The following is a 25,200-nucleotide window of genomic DNA, read 5'->3' as shown; positions in this document are numbered from 1 at the left end:
CCGCCGGGATCCACCCTGCCGCAGGGCCTGAACGCTCGCCAGCGCGAGGCCGTGCTCTACCTGGACGGCCCGTGCCTGGTGCTGGCCGGCGCGGGCAGCGGCAAGACCCGCGTCATCACCCAGAAAATGGCCTATCTGCTGCGCGAGTGCGGCTACCAGGCCCGCCACGTGGTGGCGCTGACCTTCACCAACAAGGCGGCGCGCGAAATGAACGAACGGGTCCGCACCCTGGTGGACCCGAAGTTGCTGCGCGGGCTGACGGTGGGCACCTTCCATTCCCTGGGCCTGCGCTTCCTGCGCGAGGAGTACGCCGGCGCGGGCCTGAAGCGCGGCTTTTCGATCCTGGATGCGACCGACGCCCAGGGCATCGTCCAGGAACTGCTGGCCACGACCGACCGCGCCCGCCTGCGGGCCGTGCAGCAGACGATCTCCCTGTGGAAGAACGCCCTGCTGGACCCGGACGGTGCGGCGCGGGTGGCCCAGGGGCCCGACGAGGCCGAGGCCGTGCGCGTCTACCGCAGCTACGAGGCCACCCTGCGGGCCTACCAGTCGGTGGATTTCGACGACCTGATCCGCCTGCCCGCGCGGATGCTGGCGGCCGACGAGACCCTGCGCGCGCGCTGGCAGGCGCGGGTCCAGTACCTGCTGGTGGACGAATACCAGGACACCAACGCCTGCCAGTACCAGCTGGTGCGCATGCTGTGCGGCGACCGGGCCATGTTCACGGCGGTGGGCGACGACGACCAGGCCATCTACGCCTGGCGCGGCGCCACGGTGGAAAACCTGGCCCAGCTGGCGCGCGACTACCCGTCGCTGCGGCTCATCAAGCTGGAGCAGAACTACCGTTCCGTCCAGACCATCCTGGAGGCGGCCAACCGGGTGATCGGCCACAATCCCAAGACCTTCGACAAGACCCTGTGGTCGGAACTGGGGACGGGCGAGCCCATCGTGGTCACGCCTATGGATTCCGACCTGGCCGAGGCCGAGTCCATCGCCATGCGCCTGTCGGCGGCGCGCTTCGAGCGCCAGGCGCAGTGGAAGGACTTCGCCGTGCTGTACCGGGGCAACCACCAGGCCCGGGTGATGGAGCAGGCCCTGCGCACGCTGCGGATCCCCTACACGATCTCGGGCGGGCAGAGCTTTTTCGACAAGGCCGAGATCCGCGACGTGCTGGCCTGGCTGCGGCTGATCGCCAACGAGGACGAGGACCCGGCCTTCATCCGCGCGGCGACCACGCCCCGGCGCGGCATCGGCCAGGGCACCCTGCAGGCCCTGGGGGCCGAGGCCGCCCGGCGCGGCGTGTCGCTGTACGCGGTGGCGGCCGACGTGTCGGAGGCCATCCTGCCGGCCGGCCGGCAGCGCGAGGCTGTGCACCAGTTCGTCCGGCTGGTGGATCACTTCCAGGCGCGCGCGGCGCGGCGCGGCGGCGCGGTGCCGCCCCTGCCGGGCGCGGACGTCCAGGGCGACCTGCTGGCCTTCGATCCGGATCCGCCCGCGTTCGACGCGGATCCCGCGTCAGTGGCGGGGGAGAGCCGCCCGGCGGTCATTGGTGCGCCGTCCGCCGGTCTGGCGGGCGCGGCGGTGGGCATCGACGGCCTGCGCGGCGACGATGCCGCCCGGGTGCTGGACGACCTGCTGGCGGCGATGAACTACGAGCGCCACCTGTACGACACGCTGGACGAGCGCCAGGCGCAGTCCCGCTGGGCCAATGTGCTGGAGCTGCTGGAATGGCTCAAGCGCAAGGCGGACGAGGACGACATGACTTTGCTGGAACTGGTCCAGCACGTCGCCCTGGTCACCATGCTGGAGCGCGCCGACGACGAGGAGCCCGACGCGGTCAAGCTGTCCACCCTGCATGCGTCCAAGGGGCTGGAATACCCCCACGTCTACCTGATCGGGGTCGAGGAAGGCCTGCTGCCGCACCGGGGCGGTGATGACGAGGGGGATGTCAGCGAGGCCGCCGTGGCGGCCCGGGCGCGCCGCATCGAGGAAGAGCGGCGCCTGATGTACGTGGGCATCACGCGCGCGCAGCGCACGTTGCGGATCAGCTGGTGCCGCAAGCGGCGGCGCGGGCGCGAGGACGTGATCTGCGAGCCCTCGCGCTTCATCGCGGAAATGGGCCTGCTCGCCGAAGTGCCGCGGCCGGTCGGCGATACCGACCCGGACCGGACGCTGGACCGGCTGAAGGCTTTGCTGAGGCGGTGAATGCCCTGGACCCGGGCGCCCGTGTCGGGCGATCCGGCCGGGTGCGCCGCTGGCAACGCGAAGCCCCGTGCTGTGGCGCAACGGGGCTTCGGGGTGATCAGCGGTGCGGCGCCCGCAGGCGCCTGCGGGCAAATTACCAGGGGGTGCGGCTGTAGCGCATGTCGCGCGCGCGGGCTTCGGCCTGGGCGTTGATCACGCTGGCGATGAAGCGGCCGGTGGCGGCGGCGCCGCGGCCGATCAGGCGGCCCAGTTGCCGGATGGCCTTGCCCAGTTGCAGCGGCTGCTGCGTGGCATCGAGGAGGGAGCGGCTGTAGGCGCGTTCGAGGGCGTCGGACAGCAGATTCGGGGTGTGCGTGGCGTACATGACTGACTCCTGTTTCAGAAGCTTCAGATTTCAACAAGAGTCAGTATAGGGTAAACCCTAAGATAAAGATAGGGGAAAACCCTAATACAAGAAAAGAGCCGGAAATCGCTGTCGAAAAACAACGGGGGGCTTGCGGGCCGCCCCGATCCGCCCGGCACGCCACCGTCCGCGGGGGACTCCGGCGTGCCGGAGCGCATCACTTGCGGGCAAAGAACTTCTGGAAGGCCGCCTGGGCCTCGGGGGATTTCAGGCGCTCGAAGAACACGGCCGCCTCGGCGTCCAGGACGCGGTGGACCTCGGCGCGCATGGGTTCGCGCAGCAGGCGCTTGCTGGCGCGCACGGCCTGGGCCGGCTGGGCGGCCAGCGCCTGGGCGCGGGCGCGCGCCTGCGCCAGCGGATCGTCCGCCACGGCGGTCAGCAGCTGGCCGGCCAGGGCGTCCTCGACGCCGAAGGGCTCGGCGCCCAGCAGCCACCGGGCGGCCCGGCGGTCGCCCGCGAGCCGGGGCAGCAGGTAGCTGGAGGCGCCTTCCGGACACAGGCCCAGGGACACGAAGGGCAGGCGGAACACCGCGTCGGGTGCGGCGTAGACGAAATCGCAGTGCTGCAGCAGCGTGACGCCCACGCCCACAGCCTGGCCCCGGACGGCGGCGATCACCGGCACGTCCACCGACGCCAGCGCGTGCAGGAACGCGATCGAGCCCACGTCGCGGCTGTCCTGCGGCATCTGGAATTCCGCCAGGTCGTTGCCGGCGGTGAAGTGCCCGTCCGCGCCATGCAGGATCACGGCGGCGCAGGCGGCATCCGCGTCGGCTTCGCGCAGGGCGCGCTCGATGTCGCGGTACATGGCGTCGGTCAGGGCATTGCGCCGTTCAGGCCGGTCGATGAGGATTTCCAGGACGGCGTCCCGGCGCTCGACGCGGATCATGCGCGCACCTCTTCGACGAAGCCGTCGCGCAGGGCCTGGGCGGCCTCGCGGTATTCGTCGCGCAGGCGCGCCACGATGTCGGCGGTGGGCAGCACGCCGTCGATGTTGCCCACGCCCTGGCCGGCGCCCCAGATGTCGCGCCAGGCCTTCTTGCTGTCGCTGCCGAAGTTCGTGCCCTGGGCGGCCGGCAGGTTGTCGGGGTCCAGGCCGATGTTGCGCACGCAGGGCTTCAGGTAGTTGCCCGGGATGCCGGTGAAGTACGGGGTGTAGACGATGTCGGCGGCGGCCGTGTCGACGATCATCTGCTTGTATTCGGGCTGGGCGTTGGCTTCGGCGCTGGCGATGAAGCGCGTGCCGACGTAGGCGAAATCCGCGCCCATGGCGCGCGCGGCCAGCACGTCCTGGCCCCGGCTGATGGCGCCCGACAGGCAGACCGGGCCGTCGAAGATGCGCCGGACCTCGCCCAGCAGGGCGAAGGGCGACAGCGTGCCCGCGTGGCCGCCGGCCCCCGCGCACACCAGGATCAGGCCGTCGACGCCCGCGTCCAGCGCCTTCTGCGCGTGGCGCAGCGTGGTGACGTCGTGGAAGACCTTGCCGCCCCAGCCATGGACCGCGTCCACGACCTGGTTGGGCGCGCGCAGGCTGGTGATGATCAGCGGCACGCGGTGCGCGGCGCAGACTTCCAGGTCGTGCTGCAGCCGGTCGTTGGACTGGTGGATGATGTGGTTGATGGCGTAGGGCGGAATCGGCCGGTCCGGATCGGCGGCGCGCAGGGCCGCCAGGCTGTTCTCGATCTGCGTCAGCCATTCGCCCAGCTTTTCCTGGGGCCGCGCGTTGAGCGCCGGCATCGAGCCGATGATGCCGCTGGCGCACTGGGCGATCACCAGTTCCGGGTTCGAGACGATGAACATGGGCGCCGCCATGACGGGCAGCGTCATGGACTGGTGCAGCGCCGTGACGATGGGGTGGGGCATGAGGATTTGTCTCCGCGTGGGCATGAGGCCGCCCGGACCGGCCGGGGGCGGCCGGGACGCCGCCCGTCGGCGCCGGCGCGGGCGGACGAGTCCCGGCCGATCCGCCGGGTGGTGTCCCATTCTAAATCAAACGATCGTTTGAAAACATAGTGGATATACCGAGCCCGGACCGAACCCCGACCGGGCTTTGACCGGGCCTCGACTGGCAGGGTCCGGTGTGGCTGGTCCGTCGCGGCGGTGGGCTCAAATGAAAACCCCGGCGCCAGTGGCCGGGGTGTGGCGCCGCCCTGGAGGCGGCGGGTGGCGTCGGGCGCCCGTCCGACCGGACGTCTACTTCGCGGCGTCCACCATGTACTGGATGGCGGCCTTGAGCTCGTCGTCGGAAGCCTGCGAGCCGCCGCGCGGGGGCATGGCGCCCACGCCGGAGATGGCGTTCTTCAGCATGGTGTCCAGGCCCGTCTTGACGAAGGGCTCCCAGGAGGCCTTGTCGCCGAACTTGGGCGCGCCGGCCAGGCCGATGGAGTGGCAGGTGACGCAGACGGACTCGTAGAGTTTCTTGCCGACGGCATTGCCGGCATTGGCCTGGGCCTCGGCGGGCTTGGCCTCGGCCTGGGGCGCGGGCTGGGTCTCGGCCGGCTTGGCCTCGGCGGCCTTGGGGGCTTCGGCCGGGGCGGCGGCGGCCGGAGCCGCGGCGGCAGCCTCGGGCTTGGCTTCGCCGGCCGCCGGTTCCTTGGGCTCGTCGAAATTGGCGCCCGAATGGTTGGTCATGTAGACCACGGCGCGCGCGACCTCGAAGTCGTCCAGCGAGGCGTTGCCGCCTTTCGGAGGCATGGCGTTGATGCCGTGGATGGCGTTCTTGACCAGTTCCTCGTAGCCCTGCTTGATGTACTTGGCCCAGGCGTCCTTGTCGCCGAATTTCGGCGCCCCCGCCACGCCCGTGCCGTGGCAGGCCGAACAGGTGGACTGGAAGACCTGTTCGCCGGTCTTGAGGACCTTGGGCGCGTCGGCGTCGACCAGTTTGAAGCCGGCCACGGGCTGGATGCGCCGGGCGATGGCCTCTTCCGACTGGCCGTCGGACCCCGCGCCCGTGCGGATGGACGCGCCGACCAGATTGACCAGCAGGATGATGACCGCGATCGGGATCAGGAAGGCCAGGATGACCGTGATCAGCAACTGACGCGGGGTCTTGATGGCGCTTTCGTGTCCGTGGGCGTTTTCGGGGAGGCTCATGATGGGATCCTGATAATCGTTCGTGTTACAGGCTTCAACCGTCGATTATAGCGACTGGCCTGGGCGGCTGCATGGTGCGCGCGCGGTCATGCCAGCGTGAGCGGCGCAAACACGCTACAATGGCGTCCCCATGCCGCGCCTGTAGTTCAATGGATAGAATAGGAGTTTCCGAAGCTTCTGATACAGGTTCGATTCCTGTCGGGCGCGCCACCTGCTCAATGCTCAGCCACCGCTGGGCATTTTTCATTTGAGCCGGGGTCAGCCCGCCGGCCCCAGCGCCGCGTGGAAGCGCGCCACGTAGTCCTCGAAGGAAATCGTATCGGCGGCCTCGATGGCCGCCTGCTCGGCGATGGATGCCTTGGCCGCCGCGTCATAGGCCGCCAGGGTGCCGTCCGGCAGCCCGCGCGCGCGCAGAAGGTCCCAGTGGGCCTGGCTTTGCGCCAGGGTCCAGTCGTGGAATTCCCGGCCGTCGTCGCGCAGGGCGGCCAGCAGGCGGGCCGAGGGCGTGGCGTCCGGGTCGCGGACCTTGGCGCGCTGCGGGTCCAGGGTGGCGACGTGGCCGCCGTCGCCGGAATGCTCATCCAGCAGCCGGGCATAGGGCTCGATGCGGTCCAGGGCTTCCTCGGCCCAGTCGCGCAGGCTGACGGCACAGCCCTCGCGCTGCAGCAGCAGGCCGGGGCGGCGGCCTTCGCGGGCGACCAGGGCGAAGTTGTCCTGGCTTTCCTGGCAGAAGCCGGGCGGCGGGAACAGCGGGCTTTCCTCGACCGCGCAGTACAGCAGGAAGGCGTCCAGGAACCGGCTGGTCCCGGCCGCGATGCCGGCGGGCGCCCAGGGGTCGATGTCCATGCAGCGGACCTCGATGTACTGGATGCCGCGCTGGCGCAGCACGGTGTTGGGCCGTTCGCAGCGGCCCGTGGTCTGCTTGGGCCGGATGCTGGAATAGTATTCGTTCTCGATCTGCAGGATGTTGGTGTTCAGCTGGATGCGGCGGCCATCGCGGTGGGTGCCGATGGCCTCGTAGGCGGGCCACGGGGTGGTGACGGCGCGGTGGATGCGGGCGGTGAAGGTGTCCAGGTCGTTGTAGCAGAGCTGCAGGTCGGACTGGATCGGGCTCTTGTAGCCCAGGTCGCTCATGCGCAGGCTGGTGGCCCAGGGCATGCAGTAGGTGTCCGGGCTGAGCCGCGTGAGCCGCGTCTCGTAGCCCGCGCGCTGCAGGAAGCTGCGGGATACGGCGGGCGATGCGCCGAACAGGTACATCAGCAGCCAGGCGTGGCGCGTGAAATTGCGGATCAGGGCCATGTAGCCGGTGTTGCGGCGGTCCTGCGGCGTGTCGCCATCGGCCAGCCGGTCCCAGGCGGCCTCGGGCAGCGAAAAGTTGTAGTGCACGCCCGCGATGCATTGCATGACCTTGCCGTAGCGCCAGGCCAGGCCCAGGCGGTAGACGTGCTTGAGCATGCCGGTGTTGGACGTGCCGTACCAGGCGACGGGGATGTCGGCCTCCGGAGGCAGGTGTGCCGGCATGGACTGGTTCCAGATCGGCTCGCCGGGGTTGCGCAGCGCGACGAAGCTGTGGATGTCGGTCAGTTCGCCGATCAGCGCCTCGGCGTCGGGCAGGGGGCTGGTGATGAGTTCCAGCAGGGATTCGGAATAGTCGGTGGTGATGCGGGGGTTGGCCAGCGCCGAGCCCAGGGCGGGCGGGTGCGGAGTCATGGCCAGGTTCCCCGATGCGTCCACCCGCAGCCCTTCTTTTTCGATCCCGCGCCGGATGGCGCGCAACAGTTCTGGTTGCGCCGCCAGATGGGCGCGCCGTTCCGAGGCCAGGCTCATGATGAATGGGTACCGGGTTGGTCTGAATAAAGAGGGATTTTAGCTGCATCGACGGTGCGTCCCGGATCGCCGCCGGGGCGCCGGGCCGGAGCGCGCGACGTACAATGCGGCCGATGGGCGCCCGGCGCCGCAAGCGGCCGGGCGGGATCGGGAAACGGGCGGGAGACGCGCATGCTCAGAGTGCTGATGGTGGGGTGGTGCGCGATCCTGCTGGCCGCCTGTTCGCCGACCTTCGACTGGCGGCCGGTGGCCTTCGGCCAGTGCGGCGCGGCCGGCGTGCTGCCGGATACGCCGCAGACGCAGACCCGCCCGGTGACGTTCGAGGACCGGACGCTGAACCTGACGATGCGCTCGGCGCGGGCCGGCGGCGTGCTGTTCGCGCTGGGGTCGGCGGAACTGCCGTCCGGATGGGCCGCCGACGCGGCGGCGCGCCGGCGCCTGGCCCGCTGGGCGGTCGATGCCCTGTACCGCAACGCCGGGGCCGAGCCGCCCGGCCCGGACACCGATCCGGAACAGCGGTTTTCCTTTCAGGGGCGCGGGCCGCAAGGCCCGGTGCGGGTCGAGGCGCAGGTCAGGGTGACGTCGTCCGAGTGGCTGGAGGCCGTGGTGATTGCCGGGCCCGACGACCATGCGCGCGCGCCGGTGAATGATTTCTGGCTGTCGCTGCGCTGGCCTGACGGGGCGGGGACAGCAGTTCCTGGCGCATCGCCGCGGTGATGGCCGCTTGGCGAGTGCGCACGTCCAGCTTGTCACAGGTGTTGGCGATGTGGAAATTGGCGGTCCGTTCGCTGATGCCCAGGATGCATCCGATCTCCCAGCTGGTCTTGCCCTGTGCCGCCCAGTACAGGCAGTCGTGTTCCCGCTCGGTCAGCAACTTCATGTGACGCGTCCTCCCGTCGGATCTATCTATGCCTTAATGAAAGCTATCGTGAGCAAATGTATCATCGTCATTCCTGTTGTCGAATGAAGAATCCAGAAAACGTTGATGTGCCTTAATTCCAGGGCGGCCGCGGGTTGTGCCGGCGGGTTCGCGGTGCGCGGCCGTGCCCCGAGCCGCCTTCGTTCCGGATGGGCCGGACGGGCGGACCCGGGCTTGCCAGCGCGGTGGGGCGCGGTGCTAGAATGAAAAACGAATTCGCGCCGATTTGCCTGATCCGCTTGCGGGCGCTCCATAAATCCAGCTAAAGAGGTCTCATGACCACGACCGCCGTTTCTCCCGTGCCCGCCTCCGCGCCGGCCGTTTCCCCCATCGATCCACGCATCGTGCCGGAAGGCAGCGTCGGGTTCGTTTCGCCGGAATTCCTGCATTTCTCCGAACCCCTCACGCTGTCCAGCGGCCAGGTGCTGCCGTCCTATACCCTGGCGGTGGAGACCTACGGCCAGTTGAACGCCGCGCGCAGCAACGCGGTGCTGGTCTGCCATGCCCTGAACGCCTCGCATCACGTGGCCGGCATGGACGCCGAGCGGCCGGACCAGGTCGGCTGGTGGGACAACATGGTCGGCCCCGGCAAGGCCGTGGACACCGACCGGTTCTTCGTCATCGGCATCAACAACCTGGGTTCGTGCTTCGGCTCCACGGGGCCGGCCACGATCGATCCCGCCACCGGCCGCCCCTGGGGGGCGTCGTTCCCGCTGCTGACGGTCGAGGACTGGGTGCATGCCCAGGCGCGCGTGGCCGACCATTTCGGCATCGAGCGCTTCGCCGCCGTGATGGGCGGGTCGCTGGGCGGCATGCAGGCCCTCAGCTGGGCGATCACCTGCCCGGAGCGCGTGGGCGACTGCATCGTGATCGCCAGCACGGCGCGCCTGTCGGCGCAGAACATCGCCTTCAACGAAGTCGCCCGCCGCGCCATCCTGACCGACCCGGATTTCCGCGGCGGGGATTACCATGCCCACGGCGTGGTCCCGGCCAACGGCCTGTCGGTGGCGCGCATGGTGGGCCACATCACCTATCAGTCCGACGAGGTCATGGCCTCGAAGTTCGGCCGCGCGCAGCGCGCGCCCGGCCCCACGGGCGACTACCGCTACAACTACGACGTCGAATTCGAGGTCGAGTCCTACCTGCGCCACCAGGGGGAAAAATTCTCCCGCTACTTCGACGCCAACACCTATCTGCTGCTGACCCGCGCCCTGGACTACTTCGATCCGGCGCGCGCGCACGGCGGCGACCTGGCGCGCGCCCTGGCGGCGGCCCAGGCGCGCTTCCTGCTGGTGTCCTTCACCACCGACTGGCGCTTCGCGCCCGAACATTCGCGCGAGATCGTCCGCGCCCTGCTGAAGAACCAGCGCGAGGTCACCTACGCGGAAATCGACGCGCCGCACGGCCACGACGCCTTCCTGCTGGGGGACCGGCGCTATCATGCGGTGGTGCAGGGCTATTACGACGGCATTGCCGCCCGCCTGGGCCTGGGCGAGCGGCGCCGCGTCGCGGGGGTGCTGGCATGACGGCGATACAGGCTTCGGTGCCGGCGCAGGCCGCGCCGGATGCGGCGGGAACGGACCAGCCGCTGCGGATCGACCTGCTGCGGATCGCCGAATGGATCGAGCCGGGCAGCCGGGTGCTGGACCTGGGCTGCGGCGACGGCCGGCTGCTGGATTATCTGCAGCGGACCCGCCAGGTGCGCGGGGCCGGGGTCGAGCTCGACGACGAGCGCATGATCGCGGCCGTGCGGCGCGGGGTGCGCGTGATCCAGCAGAACCTGGAAGAAGGCCTGGCGCTGTTCGACGACAAGCAGTTCGACACGGTGGTGCTGTCCCAGACCCTGCAGTCCATGCACCATACGGAACACATCCTGCGGGAAATGGCGCGGGTGGCCCGCTACGGCATCGTGTCCTTCCCCAACTTCGGCTACTGGCCGCATGGCTGGTCGATCCTGCGCGGGCGCATGCCGGTCAACGACCAGATGCCCTACCAGTGGTACGACACGCCCAACATCCACCTGTGCACCCTGCGCGATTTCCAGGACCTGGCGGCGCGGCTGGGGCTGCGGGTGACGCACCTGGCGGCGTTCCGGGGCGATCGGGAAATTCATTGGCTGCGCGGCTGGCGCAGCCAGCTGGCGGTCTACCGCTTCGAATCGCCCGGGGTCGGGCGCGCATGACGCAGGCGCGAGGGGCGGATCCCGGCGCGGCCGGCGCCGAGGCCTCGACGCGGGGCTGGCGGGTCTACGGCGGCCGGCGCGTCGCCCCGCTGCTGATCCTGGGCTTCGCCAGCGGCCTGCCGCTGGCGCTGACCTCCGGCACGCTGCAGGCCTGGGCCACGGTGTCGCAGGTCTCGCTGCAGAGCATCGGTTTCCTGACGCTGGCGGGCACGGCCTATACGCTGAAATTCCTCTGGGCGCCGCTGGTGGACCGCTACGCGCCCCCCTGGCTGGGGCGGCGGCGCGGCTGGGTCTTCCTGACGCAATGGCTGCTGGCGGCCTCGATCGCCGCCATGGGCCTGTTCGATCCGGGGTCGGAACTGCGGGTTCTGGCCCTGCTGGCGGTCTGGGTGGCCTTCCTGTCCGCGACCCAGGACATCGCCTTCGACGCCTACAGCACCGACGTGCTGCGCCAGGACGAGCGCGCGGCGGGGGCGGCGCTGAAGGTCATGGGCTACCGGCTGGCGATGGTGGTGTCCGGCGGCCTAGCGCTGATCCTGGCCGACCAGTGGCTGGGCTGGGGCGCCATGTACATGCTGATGGGCGGGCTGATGGCGCTGGCGTCCCTGGCGACGCTGTGGGCGCCGGAGCCGGAGAGCGCCGCGCGGCCGCCGCGCACCCTGCGCGAGGCCGTGGCCGAGCCGCTGAAGGAATTCTTCGGTCGCCGGGGGGCCTGGGCCATCCTGCTGCTGATCGTGCTGTACAAGCTGGGCGACGCGTTCGCGGGCGCGCTGTCCACCACCTTCCTGATCCGGGGGGCCGGCTTCGACGTCACCGAGGTCGGCATGGTCAACAAGGTCTTCGGCCTGGCCGCCACCATCGTCGGCGCGCTGGCCGGCGGCGCACTGATGACGCGCCTGGGCCTGTACCGCGCCCTGATGGCCTTCGGGCTGCTGCAGGCGGTCTCGAACCTGGGCTACTGGATGCTGGCCGTCACGCCGCCGCACTTGTATTCCATGGCCCTGGTGGTGGCGGTGGAGAACCTGTGCGGCGGCCTGGGCACGGCGGCCTTCGTGGCGCTGCTGATGGCCCTGTGCCGGGTCGAGTTTTCCGCGACGCAGTTCGCGCTGCTGTCGGCGCTGTCGGCCGTGGGCCGCACCTACCTGGCCGGGCCGCTGACGCCGGTGCTGGTCGCCGCGTTCGGCTGGCCGGTCTTCTTCATCCTGACCGTGGCGATCGCCCTGCCGGGGCTGGGCCTGCTGTGGTGGATGCGCGGGCGGGTGCGGGAGCTGGATGCGCGGGACTGAAGCCGCGCCGGGCTTGCGTCCGGGCGGTTCGCATCCCGCCGGATCGCCGTGTTCCGGCGGTTCAGCCGGGGATTGGCGGGTCGTCTTCCCGCGCGCCGGCGGCGAACGCCCGGGGCGTGACGCCGGTGTGCGCGCGGAAGGCCGCGATGAAGGACGACAGGCTGTCGTAGCCGCAGGCCAGCGCCACGTCGGTGATGCGGTCGCCGCGTTCCAGCAGCGGCAAGGCGTGCACCAGCCGGGCGCGCTGGCGCCACAGGCGGAATCCCAGGCCAGTCTGCCGCTGGAACAGGCGCGTCAGGGTCTTGTCCGAAACCCCCAGGCGGCGGCTGAACGCGCCCAGGTCCGGCGCGCTGTCGGGATGGCTCTGCAACTGGCGGCACACGGATTGCAGGCGCGGATCGGTGGGCCAGGGCAGGATCAGCCCGGCGTCCGGGCTGACGGCGATCTGGTCCGCGAGCACCCGCGCCAGGCGGCCGTCCGGGCCATCGGGGTCGTATTCGACGGGCAGGGTGCTGAAGCGCCGGATCAGTTCGTGCAGCAGCGGGCTGACGGCCAGCACCCGGCACGCGGGCCAGTCCAGGCCCAGCGCGTCGGCGTCCAGGTACAGGCTGCGGATGACGGTGTGGGGCGATTGCCGCACCTGGTGCGTCACCCCGGCCGGAATCCAGACCGCGCGCTGCGCCAGGGCGACGAAGCGGGCGTCCGGCGTCCAGACCTGCAGGTAGCCCTGGGTGGCGTAGGACAGCTGCGCCCAGGTGTGCTTGTGGTGCCGGGGGATCAGGATGTTCGATTGGCTGTCGATGTGGCCGTAGACAGGGCGGGGCAGGCGGCGCAGGCCGCCGCGCCGGCCCGGGACGGCGGCGTTGCCGGGGGCTTTGCCAGGATTGCTGCCGGTTCGGACGGTGTTCGCAGGGCCCTGGATGACGCTTTGCATGTCCGTTCGCGAATGTTTCATAGCTGTTTACCGCCAAACATGGCTTCCAGCCCAGTTTAACCTTCTCTTCGAGAGCCCCGGACCGCCGGAGCACCCACTTCCATGATGTCGAAATTACGTCTGCTGTTCGATCGTTTCACCCTGATCCTGATCGCGGTCGTCACGGCCGCCACGGTCTTGCCGGCCCACGGCCAGGGCGCGGTGTTCTTCGAACGGCTCACGGCTGCGGCAATCGCCTTGCTGTTCTTCCTGCATGGGGCCAAGCTTTCCCGCGAGGCCATCATCGCAGGCGCGACGCACTGGCGGCTGCACGGCGTGATCTTCATTTGGACATTCGTGATCTTCCCCATCATGGGGTGGGTGCTTCGGCCGGTTCTTCTGCCCTTGCTGGGCGAACCGCTCTACGTGGGCATCGTCTACCTGACGGTACTGCCCGGCACGGTCCAGTCGGCCATCGCCTTCACGTCGATCGCGCGCGGCAATGTGCCCGCCGCCGTCTGCGCCGCCTCGGCGTCCAGCATCGTCGGCATCGTCATCACCCCCCTGCTGCTGCAGCTGTTCCTGGGCGCGGACACGTCGGCCCTGGGCGGCAGTTCGCTGCTGCAGGCGATCGGCCGCATCAGCGTGCAGATCTTCCTGCCTTTCGTCGCCGGCCACCTGATGCGTCCGGTGATCGGCCGCTGGATGGACGGCCACCGCAAGCTGGTCACCAGCGTGGACCAGAGTTCGATCCTGCTGGTGGTCTACACGGCGTTCAGCGAGTCGGTGATCGGCGGGCTGTGGCAGACGGTGGATACGGTGTCGCTGGTCTGGCTGGTAGTGGCCTGCGGTGCGCTGCTGGCGCTGGTGCTGGTGCTGAACACGTGGTCGGCGCGGCGCATGGGTTTCAACCGGGCGGATGAGATCACGATCGTGTTTTGCGGGTCGAAGAAGAGCATGGCCACGGGGGTGCCGATGGCCGGGGTGCTGTTCAGCGCGGGCGCCATCGGGCCGGTGCTGCTGCCGCTGATGATCTTCCACCAGATCCAGCTGATGGTGTGCGCGGTGCTGGCACAGCATTATTTGCGGGTGGGGCAGCAGGATCAGGGTTCCGGGCGGCGTCGTGCCGCTGCTTGATTTGGGTTTTTAACCCGCCCGCCGCCCCCGCACCCCGACGGGGCCTGGTCGGTGCGGCTCGGACGCAGGTCGTGCGCCTTCGGCCTACGGCTTCCCGCCCCTCCAACAGGCCCCGTCGGGGTGCGGGAGCGTCGGGCTGATGGTAGTGGATGCTGGGTTATTGATATAACGCACGGCAATCCTCCGGGAGATTTCGAAACTCTACTGGCTGGTGTCTACTCAGAGGGGGCTTACGATTACGCATCGAAGTTTGCTCAAATGCCAAGAGCCTTGATGTACTGCATTGCCTTGTCCAGAAGATATTTCTTCATATGTGAAGCAGCCAGGGTGTTTTGCCCGCCGTCCAGTTCTCCTGGAATGCCCTTATCCGTCGAACGCCATGTTGGTTCGATGCAGATGTAGTCTAGGTCATTAATGTGCAGACAAACATCAGGCTTCAGATCGCAGTTCGGAAGTGATTGCTTTTCGCTCACAACCTTGACTGTCGGGGCATCTTCTTTCAGGCACTCAGAAAGCAGAAGTCCGATAGCTTTATTCAAAGACTTGTCGCCTTTGGATGCAACTGCTTGTATCCGACGATACTCATTTGACGTTTCCTCTACGTCCCGACTAGCGCCAGCGAACGGTGTTTTGTTAATACCAAGTTCCGCTTCAATCTCTTTGTAAAGTTTGCTATTGCGCATAGCAGTCTTAGCATCTTCAAGTTTGGCTGCGGGCTGTTTAAGCTTTTCCTTGACGGAGGCCTCACCATATGCGCGGACGGCCGCGAGGGAGACATTCGGCGGTAATTCGAATAGCCGCAAGTCAATTGCCCTAAGAATGTGTGCCATCGCGGAACGTCTTGCCTTCCAATCGGCAACATATATGGGTGCCTTCTCGTCAGGCTGATCAATAAACTCTGCCACCAACTCAATGTCTACTCTATTTCGCGAACCCTGAGTTAGTGACAAAACGGTAGAGCGGATTGCAGAAGGAACGTCGCCCGGCAGTACAACCCAAAGGCGAGCCCGTACCTTTGTCTTGAGAATCGACCAGGTTTTTTCTCGCTGCATTTCGGCATAGAGATCGACGGCGTTGAAGAAATCTGCAATAGTTTGAGCTTCAGCCAATAGATCGTTCGCTACTTCAGGCGTGACGCCAAAGGTTTCGAGGCCGTCTCCGGTTAAATTTCGGGTGGTGGTGTCTGCGACTGCATAGAAGCGCTCTTTTGGGAGTCCGGTGAAGTTATAGAAACCTCTAGAGCGAGTGTCGGCCATGGAATCGCGTCCGGTCGTCCAAGCCTCCTCCGCGATTTTATGTGCAGAAGGCTCACGAGTAACGGGCCAGAGGACAAGTGCAGCCCCTTTGGGATCACGAAATACCTCGAGCAGTTCCGCGAAGGTTTCACTAAGGTTCTGCATATCTCGCTGCGATGGATTGTCTCGGCGCTCGATCAAGATGACTCGGGCACTCGTGTCCCCCGGAACGTACGTATCGTGAATGAACGTTGGAAGCGTGCTTAAATCCATGTCCTTCGGAAAAGACGAGACTCGAATCTGCTGAAACTGTTTGGGGAGTGTTTTGAGAAAAGTTGTCTTGCCACTGCCGGACAGGCCATAGAACACTTCAAATAGACCTCCACCGCCGGTTTTCACGCGTTGCAGAAGGTAATCGATGCGATCTGCCGCACTATCGACTCGCTCAACAAAGAGACCAGCGTCAAGCCCGGCTGCCTGCGCTCTTTGTTCCAGCAATTCCCAACGCTTCGGTAATTCAAGTTTTGTGAGTGTGTTCATTAAGTTGCTCTGTGTTTAAGGGCGCGACGGTTAGTTGTACTAGAAGGCTGATATTGTGCTGGAGCTGCAGTATCCGTAGGGTCTGCCTGTAAGCCGGCATCTGCTGGTTCGTTCAAATATACCAGGTGTGGATAACACTACCTGTAAACAGACGTCTGCCAGATGGAGCTGGAATGGGCCTGCTACGAAAAAATGGGTGGGTTGTTTACATCATGTCCGAAGTTCCCTTGATCATGGTGGTCTGATTTGGTTGCGATTAACGCGGACGAAGGTTGGCATCAATCCTCGCCACCATGTCCAGTACATCTGACTGTTCCTGGCCGAAAGCAGTCTGTGCAATGATCGAGCCACCCCAACCACCCACGAAAAAGGGCCTGGAAACCCAGGCCCCAATCCACGGAGAAAAGCTTTCGTCAGGCGGTCGTGTGCAGCAGCGTGCCCACCATGCCGCCGTTTGCCAGTTGCGGGACCGAGGGCACCGAGTTGACCAGGCTGAGGATGGTGTTGGACTGGCCGTCCAGGACCTTGCGCAGCAGCAGGTTGTCTTTTTCCTGCATCATGTTCCAGTTTTGCAGGCCGGTCGCCGCGGCGACTGTGCCTTCGATGGAATCGGACATGGGGGCTCCTGTAAAAATGCGGCCTTCACGCGGTGAGGCGGGCGGCGAAAAACGGATCTGCTCTCTTCTACGACATCGAGTGTACTTTCTTTAGGCCGCGGTTTTATGACCAATCGTAATCGATGGTCAGTGGCGCGTGGTCGCTGAACCTCGGTTCGCGGTGGATGGAGGCGGCGCGCGCGCGGGCGGCGATGCCGGGGGTGGCGATGTGGTAGTCGATGCGCCAGCCGACGTTCTTGGCCCAGGCCTGGCCGCGGTTGCTCCACCAGGTGTAGGCTTCGCCGGTGGCGTCCGGGTGCAGGCGGCGGTAGACGTCCACCCAGCCGTGTTCGTCGAAGATCTTGCTCAGCCAGGCGCGCTCTTCGGGCAGGAAGCCGCTGTGCTTCAGGTTGCCTTTCCAGTTCTTCAGGTCGATTTCCTTGTGGGCGATGTTCCAGTCGCCGCAGATGACGAATTCACGGCCGGTGTCGCGGTGTTCCCGCATCAGTCCGTCCATCCAGGTTTCGAAGTGGTCCAGGAAGCGGTATTTGGCCGTCTGGCGTTCGTCGCCGCTGGATCCTGAGGGCAGATAGGCGCTGATGACGGTCAGGCCGGGCCAGTCGGCGCGCAGGATGCGGCCTTCGGCGTCGAATTCGGGGCAGCCCATGCCTTCGGTCACGGCGTCGGCCGGGCGGCGCAGGTAGAGGCCCACGCCGCTGTAGCCCTTTTTTTCGGCGTGGTGGAAATACCCGGTCAGGCCGTCCGGATGCCGCAGGTCGTCGGCCAGGTCGCCGTCCTGGATCTTGATTTCCTGCAGGCAGACGATGTCGGGGCGGGCGTCGGCCAGCCAGTCGGCCAGCCCTTTGCGGAAGGCCGAGCGGATGCCGTTGACGTTCAGGGAGGTGATGCGCAGCACGTGGGTGTCCGGTTGGTCATTGCAAGCTTGAACTTTAACCTACCCGGCTCACGAGGCTTGAGACGAGGCGCCCGCCAGCCGGGAGGCGGCCCGGGCTCAATCGAAGCGGAAGCTGGACACGGTCAGCCCGCCCGCGGCCTCGGTTTCGTGGTGGCAGAGGCTGGCGGGGCCGTCGCCCGCCGCACCGTTGGCGACGAACAGGGGCACCAGGTGGTCCTCCATCGGATGGGCGATCCGGGCGGCAGGGGCTTCTTCCCAATCCCTCAGCCGCTCATGGCGCGCCGCCGCCGTGGCGGGCGCCATGGCTTCCTGGAGCCAGGCGTCGAACTGGACGGAGGGCTCGCGGCCCGCCGGGCCGAACAGGCGCAGGTTGTGGTAGCTGAGCCCGCTGCCGACGATCAGGATATTCTCGTCGCGCAGCGGAGCCAGGGCGGCGCCCAGCCGGTGGTGCCAGTCCGGATCGAAGCCGCGTTCGATCGAGAGCTGGACCATGGGGATGTCCGCTGCCGGGAACATGACGTGGGCGGGCACGAAGGCACCATGGTCGAAGCCGCGTTGCGGATCGAAATCCACGGGGATGCCGTCGGCCCGCAGCAGGTCCGCCGTACGCGCGGCCAGTTCCGGCGAGCCGGGCGCGGGATAGCGGATCTCGTAGGTGTGGGCGGGAAAGCCGTAGTAGTCGTACAGCATGCCGGGCTGCGGGTGGCTGCCCAGCAGCACGCCGCCGTGCGTGATCCAGTGCGCCGACACCATCAGGATCGCGTCGGGCCGCCGGGGCAGGGCGGCGGGAATCGCCCGCAGTGCGGCGGTCAGGGGCGCGTAGGCGTCCCGCTTTTCGGGCATCCAGGGCCAGGGGCCGCCACCGTGGGACAGGAAATAGACGGGTTGGCGCATGAGATGGCCTTGCGGGTCGGCAGGAACGAAAAGGACATGATAGCCGCACGGCCGTGTTTTATCCGTTCCAGGGCGACATGCGCCCGCCATGGCGCACAGGAGCATGCTCCGTCTCCATTCACGCTCGGGTCCCGCTCAAATATCCGATAATGTCGCCTTTCCCGCACAGAGATCATTCGCCATGCCCGGTTCCCGCGCCCAAGCCTTCGTCCGTTTCGCCCTGGAGCAGGGCGTCCTGAATTTCGGCGACTTCACGATGAAATCCGGCCGCCGCAGCCCGTATTTCTTCAACGCGGGCCTGTTCAACGACGGCGCCAGCGTCGGCCGCCTGGGCCAGTTCTACGCCCAGGCCCTGGCGGATTCCGGGCTGGGTTTCGACATGCTGTTCGGCCCCGCGTACAAGGGCATCCCCCTGGCCACCACCGCCGCCATCGCCCTGTCGAACCACCCCGCGATGGCCGACCGTCCGGTGCCGTTCGCTTTCAACCGCAAGGAAGCCAAGGACCACGGCGAAGGCGGCACGCTGGTCGGCGCGCCGTTGAAGGGCCGCGTGGTGATCATCGACGACGTGATCACGGCGGGCACGTCCGTGCGCGAATCCGTCGCCCTGATCCGTGCCGCCGGCGCCCAGCCCGCCGCCGTGCTGATCGCCCTGGACCGCATGGAACGCGCCGGCGCGGACGACGCGCTGTCCGACGGCTCGGCCGTCCAGGAGGTCGAACGGGCCTACGGCATCCCCGTGGTCAGCATCGCCTCGTTGGCCGACATCATGGCGCTGCTGGAAGACGACGCCACACTGGCCAAGCACCGCGACGCCGTGTCGGCGTACCGGGGCAAATACGGGGTGTGAGTTTGCGTCAGGACGGCGAGCGCCCCGATGCGGTCATGATGCCCGGGCAGTCCCGGCAAAGCCGGGACCGGGCGAGCTGCGCGCCGGGCGGGGGCGCGCGCCGGCCGAGATACCGGACCACGGCCCAGATGCCTGAACAGCCCCCGCCAAGACCGATCAAGAATCCAGCTTCCGCTTCAGGATCTCGTTCACCTGCTGCGGATTCGCCTTGCCCTTCGCCGCCTTCATCACCTGGCCCACCAGCGAATTGAACGCCTTCTGCTTGCCAGCCCGGTATTCCTCCACGATCGCCGGATGCGCCGCCAGCACCTCGTCGATCATCGCCTCGATCGCCCCCGTGTCGCTGATCTGGCGCAGCCCGCGCGACTCGATGATCGCGTCCGGATCGCCGCCCGATTCCCCCGTCCACATCGCCGCGAACACATCGCGCGCGATCTTCGTCGAGATCGTCCCGTCCAGCACCCGCGCGATCAGCGCCGCCAGCCGCTGCGGGGACACCGGCGACGCGCCGATGTCCAGCTCGTCGCGGTTCAGCGCCGCCGACAGCTCGCCCAGGATCCAGTTCGCGGCCTGCTTCGCCTGCCCGGACGGCAAGGCCGCGGCCGCCGCCTCGAAATAATCCGCCGTCGCGCGGTGCAGCGTCAGCTGGGCCGCGTCGTAGGCCGACAGACCCAGGTCCGCCTCGAAGCGCGCGCGCTTGGCCGCCGGCAGTTCCGGCATCGCCTGGCGCACCCGCTCGATCCAGTCCGGCGCCACCACCAGCGGCGGCAGGTCCGGATCGGGGAAATAGCGGTAATCGTCGGAATCCTCCTTCGTCCGCATGCTGCGCGTCTCGTCGCGGTCGGCGTCGTACAGGCGCGTTTCCTGCACCACCTTGCCGCCGTCCTCGATCAGCTCGATCTGGCGGCGCGCTTCGTACTGGATCGCGCGTTCCAGGAAGCGGAAGGAATTCAGGTTCTTGATCTCGCAGCGCGTGCCGAATTCGGCCTGGCCGCGCGGGCGCACCGACACATTGGCGTCGCAGCGGAACGAGCCTTCCTGCATGTTGCCGTCGCAGATGCCCAGCCACACCACCAGGCCGTGCAGCGCGCGCGCGTAGGCCACGGCCTCGGCGGCCGAGCGCATCTCCGGTTCCGACACGATTTCCAGCAGCGGCGTGCCGGCGCGGTTCAGGTCGATGCCGCTGGACGATTCCCCGTGCGGCCCGGTGAAATGCTCGTGCAGCGACTTGCCCGCGTCCTCTTCCAGGTGGGCGCGCGTCAGGTTCACCGTGTGTTCCTGCTCGCCGACGAAGAACGACAGCTTGCCGCCCACCACGATCGGCAGCTCGAACTGGCTGATCTGGTAGTTTTTCGGCAGGTCGGGGTAGAAATAGTTCTTGCGCGCGAACACCGAGCGTTCGGCCACCCGGGCGCCCACGGCCAGGCCGAACTGGATCGCGCGTTCCACCGCGCCCCGGTTCATGGCCGGCAGCGAGCCGGGCAGGGCCATGTCCACGGCGTTGGCCTGGGTGTTGGGCTCGGCGCCGAAACGCGTGCTGCTGCGGGAAAAGATTTTCGACCGCGTGGAGAGCTGGGTGTGGGTTTCCAGCCCGATGACGATTTCCCAATCCATTATGCGTGTTCCGGAATGCGTTGGTGCCAGTCGGTGGCCTGCTGGTAGCGGTCGGCCAGGGCCAGCAGGCGGCCTTCGTCGAAGTACCGGCCGATGAGCTGCAGCCCGATGGGCAGGCGGCCCGATTCGCCGCCGAAGCCGCAGGGGACGGACATGCCCGGCAGGCCCGCCAGGCTCACGCCCAGCGTGTAGACGTCGCCCAGCCAGTCGGCGATCGGGTCCTGGCGGTTGTCGCCGATGCGGCGGGCCACGGCGGGCGTGACCGGCCCCATGATCACGTCGCAGTCCTCGGTCAGGACCCGGCGGAAATCGTCGGCGATCATGCGCCGCACGCGCTGGGCCTGCAGGTAGTAGGCGTCGTAGTAGCCGTGCGACAGCACGTAGGCGCCCACCAGGATGCGGCGGCGGACCTCGTCGCCGAAGCCTTCGGAGCGGGACCGGCTGGTCATGTCGAACAGGTCGCCGTATTCGGCCGCGCGGTGGCCGTAGCGCACCCCGTCGTAGCGCGACAGGTTGCTGGAGGCTTCAGCCGGGGCGATGACGTAGTAGGCCGGGATCGACAGGCGCGTGCGCGGCAGGGACACGTCCACGCGGACCGCGCCCAGGGATTCGAAGACCTTCAGGGCCGATTCCACGGCGGCGCCGACCTCGGCGGACAGGCCCTCGTTGAAGAACTCGCGCGGCACGCCGATGCGCAGCCCCGCCAGCGGACGCTCGCCGCCCGCCTGGAAGCCGGCCTGCGCGGCATCGAACGCGGCCTGGACGCGGCCGGCGGCGTTGGCCGCGCCGTCGCAGGTTTCCAGGCTGGTGGAGTCGCGCGGATCGAAGCCGCTCATGGCGTCCAGCAGCGGCACCAGGTCGCGGGCGCTGCGCGCCAGGGGACCGGCCTGGTCCAGACTGGAGGCGTAGGCGATGATGCCGTAGCGCGAGACCGTGCCGTAGGTGGGCTTGATGCCGCTGACCCCGCACAGGGCGGCGGGCTGGCGCACCGAGCCGCCGGTGTCCGTGCCGGTGGCGCCCAGCACCAGGCCGGCGGCCACGGCGGCGGCGGAGCCGCCGGACGAGCCGCCCGGGATCCGTTCGGGATCCCAGGGGTTGCGTACCGGTCCGAAAGCGGAATTTTCATTGCCCGAGCCCATGGCGAACTCGTCGCAGCTGAGCTTGCCCAGGGATACGGCGCCAGCCGCGCGCCAGCGGTCGACCACGGCGGCGTCGAAGGGGCTGACGTAGCCGGCCAGCATCTTGCTGGCGGCGGTGGTGCGCCAGCCGCGCGTCACGAACAGGTCCTTGTGGGCGACGGGGATGCCGGTCAGCGGCCCGGCGGCGCCTTCGGCCAGCGCCCGGTCGGCGGCGCGCGCCTGTTCCAGGGTCAGTTCGTCGTCGATGTGCAGGAAGACGTTGGGGTCGGCGTATGCGCGGGCCGCGCGCAGGGCGTCGGCGGCCAGCTCAAAGGCGCTGACGCGCCGGGCGCGCAGGGCTTCGCCCAGCGCCTGGATGCTGCGGAATTCTGAAAGCTGGGTCATGGCATCATTCGATGACGGTGGGCACCAGGAACAGGCCCTGATGGGAGGCCGGGGCATTGGCCATGCAGGCGTCGCGCTGCTCGGGCGTCTGCGCCGGATCGGGCGTGTCGTCGCACAGGCGCAGGGCGATGTCCTGGTGGGCGGCCAGCGGGTGGGCCATGGGTTCGACGCCGGCCGTGTCCACGGCCTGCAGTTCCTCGATCAGGCCCAGGATGCGGTCGAGCTCCTGGCGGGCGCGGATCTGGTCGCTGGAATCCAGCCGCAGGCCCGAGAGCCGTGCCAGCCGGGCGATGTCCTGTTCGGTGAGTGCCATGTCGTCGTGCCTACGTTCCGCCGCCGGGAAGGGGGCGGCCGGATTGAGTGTGTGCGGATGTGACCGGAGCGGCGAAAAGCGGGAATTTTGCAAAACATTCCCCTCTGATCCGGGTCTAGCCGTAGGGGATTATAAGTTATCATTGCTGATTCCATGCGGTTTGCCCGGCCTGCGCCTTCGTTCTGGCGGTCTTGGTACAGTCGGCACCGGGTCGCTCGCGCGGATCCACAGACACCCCATTTTATTAGTGCGCCCATGTTCGGATTCCTACGCAGCTACTTTTCCAGCGACATGGCGATCGACCTCGGCACGGCGAATACGCTGATCTATGTCCGCAGCAAGGGCATCGTGCTCGATGAACCCTCGGTCGTCGCCATCCGCCATGACGGCGGCCCCAATGGCAAGAAAATCATCCAGGCCGTCGGCCGTGAGGCCAAGCAGATGCTGGGCCGCGTGCCCGGCAACATCGAAGCCATCCGGCCCATGAAGGACGGCGTGATCGCCGACTTCACCGTGACCGAGCAGATGCTCAAGCAGTTCATCCGCATGGTGCATCCGCGCAGCATGCTGGCCCCCAGCCCGCGCATCATCGTCTGCGTGCCCTGCGGCTCCACCCAGGTCGAACGCCGCGCCATCCGCGAATCCGCCCTGGGCGCGGGCGCCAGCCAGGTCTACCTGATCGAGGAACCCATGGCCGCCGCGATCGGCGCCGGCCTGGCGGTGTCCGACGCCAGCGGCTCGATGGTGGTGGACATCGGCGGCGGCACCACCGAGGTCGCCGTCATCTCCCTGGGCGGCATGGTCTACAAGGGCTCGGTGCGCGTCGGCGGCGACAAGTTCGACGAAGCCATCATCAACTACATCCGCCGCAACTACGGCATGCTGATCGGCGAACCCACGGCCGAGCTCATCAAGAAGGAAATCGGCTCGGCCTTCCCCGGCTCCGAGATCCGCGAGATCGAGGTCAAGGGCCGCAACCTGTCCGAAGGCGTGCCGCGCAGCTTCACGGTGTCCTCCAACGAAATCCTGGAATCCCTGACCGACCCGCTCAACCAGATCGTGTCGGCGGTGAAGACCGCCCTGGAGCAGACCCCGCCCGAACTGGGCGCCGACATCACCGACAAGGGCATTGCCCTGACCGGCGGCGGCGCGCTGCTGCACGATCTGGACCGCCTGCTCCAGGAAGAAACCGGCCTGCCCGTGGTGGTCGCCGAAGACCCGCTCACCTGCGTGGTGCGCGGCTGCGGCGAGGCGCTCGAACATCTCGAGCGCCTGGGCGGGGTGTTCATCTACGACTGATCGGCCGGGCAGGCGTTCCTCGTCATGCGTGAACCGGGAACCCTGAGACTCTTCAAGCGCGGTCCCAGCATCGAAGTCCGGCTGGTCCTGCTGCTGGTCCTGTGTCTCGGGATGGTCGTGACCGACGCGCACTGGCCCGTGCTGGGCCCGGTGCGCAGCGCCCTGTCCATGGTCCTCTATCCCTTCCAGCGCGTCGCGCTGGCGCCGCGCGACGCGCTGGAATATTTCGACAGCTGGTCGCAGGCGGCCGCGCTGGCGCGCGACGAGCAGGAAGCCCTGCGCCGCCAGCGCATCGAAATGGCCCAGCTCTCGACCCACGCGGCCCAACTGGCCACGGAAAACGAGCAGCTGCGCCGTCTGCTCAACGTGTCCGAGTCCATCGCCCAGCAATCCGTGGCGGTCGAAGTCTTCTACGTGCCGTCCAACGCCTTCAGCCATCGCCTGATCTTCAACAAGGGCTCGCGCGCCGGCATCGCCCCGGGCATGCCGGTGATCGACGAGGGCGGGGTCGTGGGCCAGATCGTGCGCGTCACGCCCTTCACCTCCGAGGCCGCCCTGCTGATCGACGACCAGGTGTCCATCCCCGTCCAGGTGCTGCGCAACGGGCTGCGGCTGATCGCGTTCGGCGGCAACGAGGTCGGCAAGCTCGAAGTCCGCTACCTGTCGGCCGGCGTGGACGTGCGCGCCGGCGACGTGCTGGTGACCAGCGGCATCGGCGGGCTGTTCCCGGCCGGCCTGTCGGTCGGCCGCGTGGAAAAGGTCGATCGCGATCCGGGGACCGGCTTCGCCATGGCGATCGCCGAGCCGCTGTCGCACCCCGAACGCTACCGCCATTTCCTGGTCCTGCGCGTGGACGTGGCCGACGTGCCCCGGCCCGAGGAGATCGAGCATGCCCTCGACGAACAGTAGGCGCCCGGGGGGCTCTTCCCTCATGGACCTGCAGCCGGTGGACGCCGGCGCGTTCCAGAGCGCCGCCTCCGGCTGGCTGGTGTGGGGCTCGCTGATCCTGGTGTGGGTGGCGTCCCTGCTGCCCTGGCGGCTCTGGCAGCCGGTGCCCGACGTGCTGCTGCTGCTGCTGCTCTATTGGTGCCTGCACGCGCCCGCCCGGGTGGGGCTGACGACGGCCTTCGTGTTCGGCCTGCTGATGGACGTGCAGGATGCCGGCCTGCTGGGGCTGCATGCCCTGTGCTACGTGCTGGCCGCCTATGGCGTGCTGCGGCTGAGCCATCGGCTGCGGCATTTCAGCGCCTGGCTGCAGACCCTCCAGGTCCTGCCGGTGTTCGTGGCCGCGTGCACGCTGTCCAGCCTGCTGGGCGCCTGGCTGAACGGCGCCTGGGAAGGCTGGGACTGGCTGTGGTCGGCGCTGTTCACCGGGGTGCTGTGGCCCCTGCCCGACATCCTCATGTCCCTGCACCCGCGCCGCCTGGGCGGCGACGGCGCGGGACCCGTCTAGGACGG

At 68.0% G+C, this 25,200-nt stretch carries 23 protein-coding genes, 1 tRNA gene and 1 pseudogene; 11 read left to right on the top strand and 14 right to left on the bottom strand.

All coding sequences use genetic code 11. The features are described from left to right. Window positions 1-27: 27 nt before the first annotated feature. Window positions 28-2,205, top strand: coding sequence for a UvrD-helicase domain-containing protein (locus ACFO27_RS08905; protein WP_415830969.1), 2,178 nt, complete (start codon window positions 28-30; stop codon window positions 2,203-2,205). A 133-nt stretch (window positions 2,206-2,338) separates the two neighbouring features. Here ACFO27_RS08905 and ACFO27_RS08900 read toward each other — a convergent pair whose 3' ends face one another. The 4 genes from ACFO27_RS08900 to ACFO27_RS08885 form a co-directional block, all read right to left on the bottom strand. Then, complete coding sequence (locus tag ACFO27_RS08900) at window positions 2,339-2,569, bottom strand: hypothetical protein (RefSeq protein ID WP_376817026.1); 231 nt, start codon at window positions 2,567-2,569, stop codon at window positions 2,339-2,341. Between the two features lie 196 nt (window positions 2,570-2,765). Continuing rightward, window positions 2,766-3,494 carry an enoyl-CoA hydratase-related protein gene (locus ACFO27_RS08895; RefSeq protein ID WP_376817025.1) on the bottom strand — a complete coding sequence of 243 codons (729 nt, stop codon included), beginning with the start codon at window positions 3,492-3,494 and terminating at the stop codon, window positions 2,766-2,768. Then, window positions 3,491-4,492, bottom strand: coding sequence for an NAD(P)H-dependent flavin oxidoreductase (locus tag ACFO27_RS08890; RefSeq protein ID WP_376817024.1), 1,002 nt, complete (start codon window positions 4,490-4,492; stop codon window positions 3,491-3,493). The genes ACFO27_RS08895 and ACFO27_RS08890 overlap by 4 nt, the downstream gene beginning before the upstream one ends. Before the next feature lie 306 nt (window positions 4,493-4,798). Further along, window positions 4,799-5,701, bottom strand: a complete 903-nt coding sequence (locus tag ACFO27_RS08885; RefSeq protein WP_376817179.1) for a c-type cytochrome — start codon at window positions 5,699-5,701, stop codon at window positions 4,799-4,801. A 132-nt stretch (window positions 5,702-5,833) separates the two neighbouring features. Between ACFO27_RS08885 and ACFO27_RS08880 the strand changes: the two genes are divergently transcribed. After that, a tRNA-Arg gene (locus tag ACFO27_RS08880) sits at window positions 5,834-5,908 on the top strand. Window positions 5,909-5,956: 48 nt separating this feature from the next. On the opposite strand, the gene gshA is transcribed toward ACFO27_RS08880, so the two are convergent. Then, complete coding sequence (gene gshA / locus ACFO27_RS08875; RefSeq protein WP_376817178.1) at window positions 5,957-7,528, bottom strand: glutamate--cysteine ligase; 1,572 nt, start codon at window positions 7,526-7,528, stop codon at window positions 5,957-5,959. 168 nt (window positions 7,529-7,696) lie between these two features. Between gshA and ACFO27_RS08870 the strand changes: the two genes are divergently transcribed. Next, window positions 7,697-8,242, top strand: coding sequence for a hypothetical protein (locus ACFO27_RS08870; RefSeq protein ID WP_376817023.1), 546 nt, complete (start codon window positions 7,697-7,699; stop codon window positions 8,240-8,242). A gap of 52 nt (window positions 8,243-8,294) precedes the next feature. Here the strand turns inward: ACFO27_RS08870 and ACFO27_RS08865 are convergent. Beyond that, window positions 8,295-8,405: pseudogene (locus tag ACFO27_RS08865) on the bottom strand (helix-turn-helix domain-containing protein); the annotation flags it as partial. A 314-nt stretch (window positions 8,406-8,719) separates the two neighbouring features. On the opposite strand from ACFO27_RS08865, the gene metX reads away from it, so the two are divergent. Genes metX through ACFO27_RS08850 form a run of 3 tightly spaced genes read left to right on the top strand, consistent with a single transcriptional unit; the run spans window position 8,720 to window position 11,912 of the window. Beyond that, complete coding sequence (gene metX / locus ACFO27_RS08860; protein ID WP_376817022.1) at window positions 8,720-9,970, top strand: homoserine O-succinyltransferase MetX; 1,251 nt, start codon at window positions 8,720-8,722, stop codon at window positions 9,968-9,970. Continuing rightward, complete coding sequence (gene metW, locus ACFO27_RS08855) at window positions 9,967-10,626, top strand: methionine biosynthesis protein MetW (protein ID WP_376817021.1); 660 nt, start codon at window positions 9,967-9,969, stop codon at window positions 10,624-10,626. The genes metX and metW overlap by 4 nt, the downstream gene beginning before the upstream one ends. Beyond that, window positions 10,623-11,912 (top strand): muropeptide transporter, encoded by a 1,290-nt coding sequence (locus tag ACFO27_RS08850; protein ID WP_376817020.1) that lies wholly within the window; start codon window positions 10,623-10,625, stop codon window positions 11,910-11,912. The genes metW and ACFO27_RS08850 overlap by 4 nt, the downstream gene beginning before the upstream one ends. 61 nt (window positions 11,913-11,973) lie before the next feature. Here ACFO27_RS08850 and ACFO27_RS08845 read toward each other — a convergent pair whose 3' ends face one another. Then, window positions 11,974-12,867 carry an AraC family transcriptional regulator gene (locus ACFO27_RS08845; protein WP_376817019.1) on the bottom strand — a complete coding sequence of 298 codons (894 nt, stop codon included), beginning with the start codon at window positions 12,865-12,867 and terminating at the stop codon, window positions 11,974-11,976. 84 nt (window positions 12,868-12,951) lie between these two features. Between ACFO27_RS08845 and ACFO27_RS08840 the strand changes: the two genes are divergently transcribed. After that, window positions 12,952-13,962, top strand: a complete 1,011-nt coding sequence (locus tag ACFO27_RS08840; protein WP_376817177.1) for a bile acid:sodium symporter family protein — start codon at window positions 12,952-12,954, stop codon at window positions 13,960-13,962. A 254-nt stretch (window positions 13,963-14,216) separates the two neighbouring features. On the opposite strand, the gene ACFO27_RS08835 is transcribed toward ACFO27_RS08840, so the two are convergent. The 4 genes from ACFO27_RS08835 to ACFO27_RS08820 form a co-directional block, all read right to left on the bottom strand. After that, complete coding sequence (locus ACFO27_RS08835; RefSeq protein WP_376817018.1) at window positions 14,217-15,737, bottom strand: hypothetical protein; 1,521 nt, start codon at window positions 15,735-15,737, stop codon at window positions 14,217-14,219. Window positions 15,738-16,150: 413 nt separating this feature from the next. Next, window positions 16,151-16,354, bottom strand: coding sequence for a hypothetical protein (locus ACFO27_RS08830; RefSeq protein WP_323026101.1), 204 nt, complete (start codon window positions 16,352-16,354; stop codon window positions 16,151-16,153). Window positions 16,355-16,457: 103 nt separating this feature from the next. Then, the gene (locus ACFO27_RS08825; protein WP_376817017.1) at window positions 16,458-17,249 is read right to left on the bottom strand and encodes an exodeoxyribonuclease III; all 792 of its coding nucleotides are present in this window, start codon (window positions 17,247-17,249) and stop codon (window positions 16,458-16,460) included. A gap of 96 nt (window positions 17,250-17,345) precedes the next feature. Next, window positions 17,346-18,143, bottom strand: coding sequence for a DODA-type extradiol aromatic ring-opening family dioxygenase (locus tag ACFO27_RS08820; RefSeq protein ID WP_376817016.1), 798 nt, complete (start codon window positions 18,141-18,143; stop codon window positions 17,346-17,348). A 181-nt stretch (window positions 18,144-18,324) separates the two neighbouring features. On the opposite strand from ACFO27_RS08820, the gene pyrE reads away from it, so the two are divergent. Continuing rightward, complete coding sequence (gene pyrE, locus ACFO27_RS08815; protein ID WP_376817015.1) at window positions 18,325-18,993, top strand: orotate phosphoribosyltransferase; 669 nt, start codon at window positions 18,325-18,327, stop codon at window positions 18,991-18,993. A gap of 156 nt (window positions 18,994-19,149) precedes the next feature. On the opposite strand, the gene gatB is transcribed toward pyrE, so the two are convergent. The 3 genes from gatB to gatC are packed head-to-tail and all read right to left on the bottom strand — an operon-like array spanning window position 19,150 to window position 22,443. Further along, window positions 19,150-20,607: an Asp-tRNA(Asn)/Glu-tRNA(Gln) amidotransferase subunit GatB gene (gene gatB / locus ACFO27_RS08810; RefSeq protein ID WP_376817014.1), complete on the bottom strand. Its 1,458-nt coding sequence runs from the start codon at window positions 20,605-20,607 to the stop codon at window positions 19,150-19,152. Further along, window positions 20,607-22,130 (bottom strand): Asp-tRNA(Asn)/Glu-tRNA(Gln) amidotransferase subunit GatA, encoded by a 1,524-nt coding sequence (gatA, locus tag ACFO27_RS08805; protein ID WP_376817013.1) that lies wholly within the window; start codon window positions 22,128-22,130, stop codon window positions 20,607-20,609. The genes gatB and gatA overlap by 1 nt, the downstream gene beginning before the upstream one ends. A 4-nt stretch (window positions 22,131-22,134) precedes the next feature. Further along, window positions 22,135-22,443 (bottom strand): Asp-tRNA(Asn)/Glu-tRNA(Gln) amidotransferase subunit GatC, encoded by a 309-nt coding sequence (gatC, locus tag ACFO27_RS08800; RefSeq protein WP_323026107.1) that lies wholly within the window; start codon window positions 22,441-22,443, stop codon window positions 22,135-22,137. 255 nt (window positions 22,444-22,698) lie between these two features. Between gatC and ACFO27_RS08795 the strand changes: the two genes are divergently transcribed. The 3 genes from ACFO27_RS08795 to mreD are packed head-to-tail and all read left to right on the top strand — an operon-like array spanning window position 22,699 to window position 25,195. Then, window positions 22,699-23,742 (top strand): rod shape-determining protein, encoded by a 1,044-nt coding sequence (locus tag ACFO27_RS08795; RefSeq protein WP_323018576.1) that lies wholly within the window; start codon window positions 22,699-22,701, stop codon window positions 23,740-23,742. Between the two features lie 24 nt (window positions 23,743-23,766). Next, on the top strand, window positions 23,767-24,651 hold the full coding sequence (gene mreC / locus ACFO27_RS08790) for a rod shape-determining protein MreC (RefSeq protein WP_376817012.1): 885 nt from the start codon (window positions 23,767-23,769) through the stop codon (window positions 24,649-24,651). Then, complete coding sequence (mreD, locus tag ACFO27_RS08785; protein ID WP_376817011.1) at window positions 24,632-25,195, top strand: rod shape-determining protein MreD; 564 nt, start codon at window positions 24,632-24,634, stop codon at window positions 25,193-25,195. Before mreC ends, mreD begins: the two co-directional genes overlap by 20 nt. The last annotated feature ends 5 nt before the right edge of the window (window positions 25,196-25,200 follow it).

The sequence above is a fragment of the Castellaniella denitrificans genome (genome assembly GCF_042653765.1).
GTDB classification, from domain to species: domain Bacteria; phylum Pseudomonadota; class Gammaproteobacteria; order Burkholderiales; family Burkholderiaceae_B; genus Castellaniella; species Castellaniella denitrificans.
Note: the sequence above shows the minus strand (reverse complement) of the source record. Positions and strands in the feature narration are given on the sequence as shown.

Bases quoted from the DNA above. Each gene is read 5' to 3' on its own strand.
- ACFO27_RS08850 (WP_376817020.1), top strand. From the start codon at position 10,623: ATGACGCAGGCGCGAGGGGCGGATCCCGGCGCGGCCGGCGCCGAGGCC.
- pyrE (WP_376817015.1), top strand. From the start codon at position 18,325: ATGCCCGGTTCCCGCGCCCAAGCCTTCGTCCGTTTCGCCCTGGAGCAG.
- gatC (WP_323026107.1), bottom strand. From the start codon at position 22,443: ATGGCACTCACCGAACAGGACATCGCCCGGCTGGCACGGCTCTCGGGC.
- gatB (WP_376817014.1), bottom strand. From the start codon at position 20,607: ATGGATTGGGAAATCGTCATCGGGCTGGAAACCCACACCCAGCTCTCC.
- ACFO27_RS08840 (WP_376817177.1), top strand. From the start codon at position 12,952: ATGTCGAAATTACGTCTGCTGTTCGATCGTTTCACCCTGATCCTGATC.
- ACFO27_RS08835 (WP_376817018.1), bottom strand. From the start codon at position 15,737: ATGAACACACTCACAAAACTTGAATTACCGAAGCGTTGGGAATTGCTG.
- ACFO27_RS08900 (WP_376817026.1), bottom strand. From the start codon at position 2,569: ATGTACGCCACGCACACCCCGAATCTGCTGTCCGACGCCCTCGAACGC.
- ACFO27_RS08795 (WP_323018576.1), top strand. From the start codon at position 22,699: ATGTTCGGATTCCTACGCAGCTACTTTTCCAGCGACATGGCGATCGAC.
- ACFO27_RS08820 (WP_376817016.1), bottom strand. From the start codon at position 18,143: ATGCGCCAACCCGTCTATTTCCTGTCCCACGGTGGCGGCCCCTGGCCC.
- gatA (WP_376817013.1), bottom strand. From the start codon at position 22,130: ATGACCCAGCTTTCAGAATTCCGCAGCATCCAGGCGCTGGGCGAAGCC.
- mreC (WP_376817012.1), top strand. From the start codon at position 23,767: ATGCGTGAACCGGGAACCCTGAGACTCTTCAAGCGCGGTCCCAGCATC.
- ACFO27_RS08870 (WP_376817023.1), top strand. From the start codon at position 7,697: ATGCTCAGAGTGCTGATGGTGGGGTGGTGCGCGATCCTGCTGGCCGCC.
- ACFO27_RS08890 (WP_376817024.1), bottom strand. From the start codon at position 4,492: ATGCCCACGCGGAGACAAATCCTCATGCCCCACCCCATCGTCACGGCG.
- metW (WP_376817021.1), top strand. From the start codon at position 9,967: ATGACGGCGATACAGGCTTCGGTGCCGGCGCAGGCCGCGCCGGATGCG.
- ACFO27_RS08895 (WP_376817025.1), bottom strand. From the start codon at position 3,494: ATGATCCGCGTCGAGCGCCGGGACGCCGTCCTGGAAATCCTCATCGAC.
- mreD (WP_376817011.1), top strand. From the start codon at position 24,632: ATGCCCTCGACGAACAGTAGGCGCCCGGGGGGCTCTTCCCTCATGGAC.
- ACFO27_RS08845 (WP_376817019.1), bottom strand. From the start codon at position 12,867: ATGAAACATTCGCGAACGGACATGCAAAGCGTCATCCAGGGCCCTGCG.
- ACFO27_RS08830 (WP_323026101.1), bottom strand. From the start codon at position 16,354: ATGTCCGATTCCATCGAAGGCACAGTCGCCGCGGCGACCGGCCTGCAA.
- metX (WP_376817022.1), top strand. From the start codon at position 8,720: ATGACCACGACCGCCGTTTCTCCCGTGCCCGCCTCCGCGCCGGCCGTT.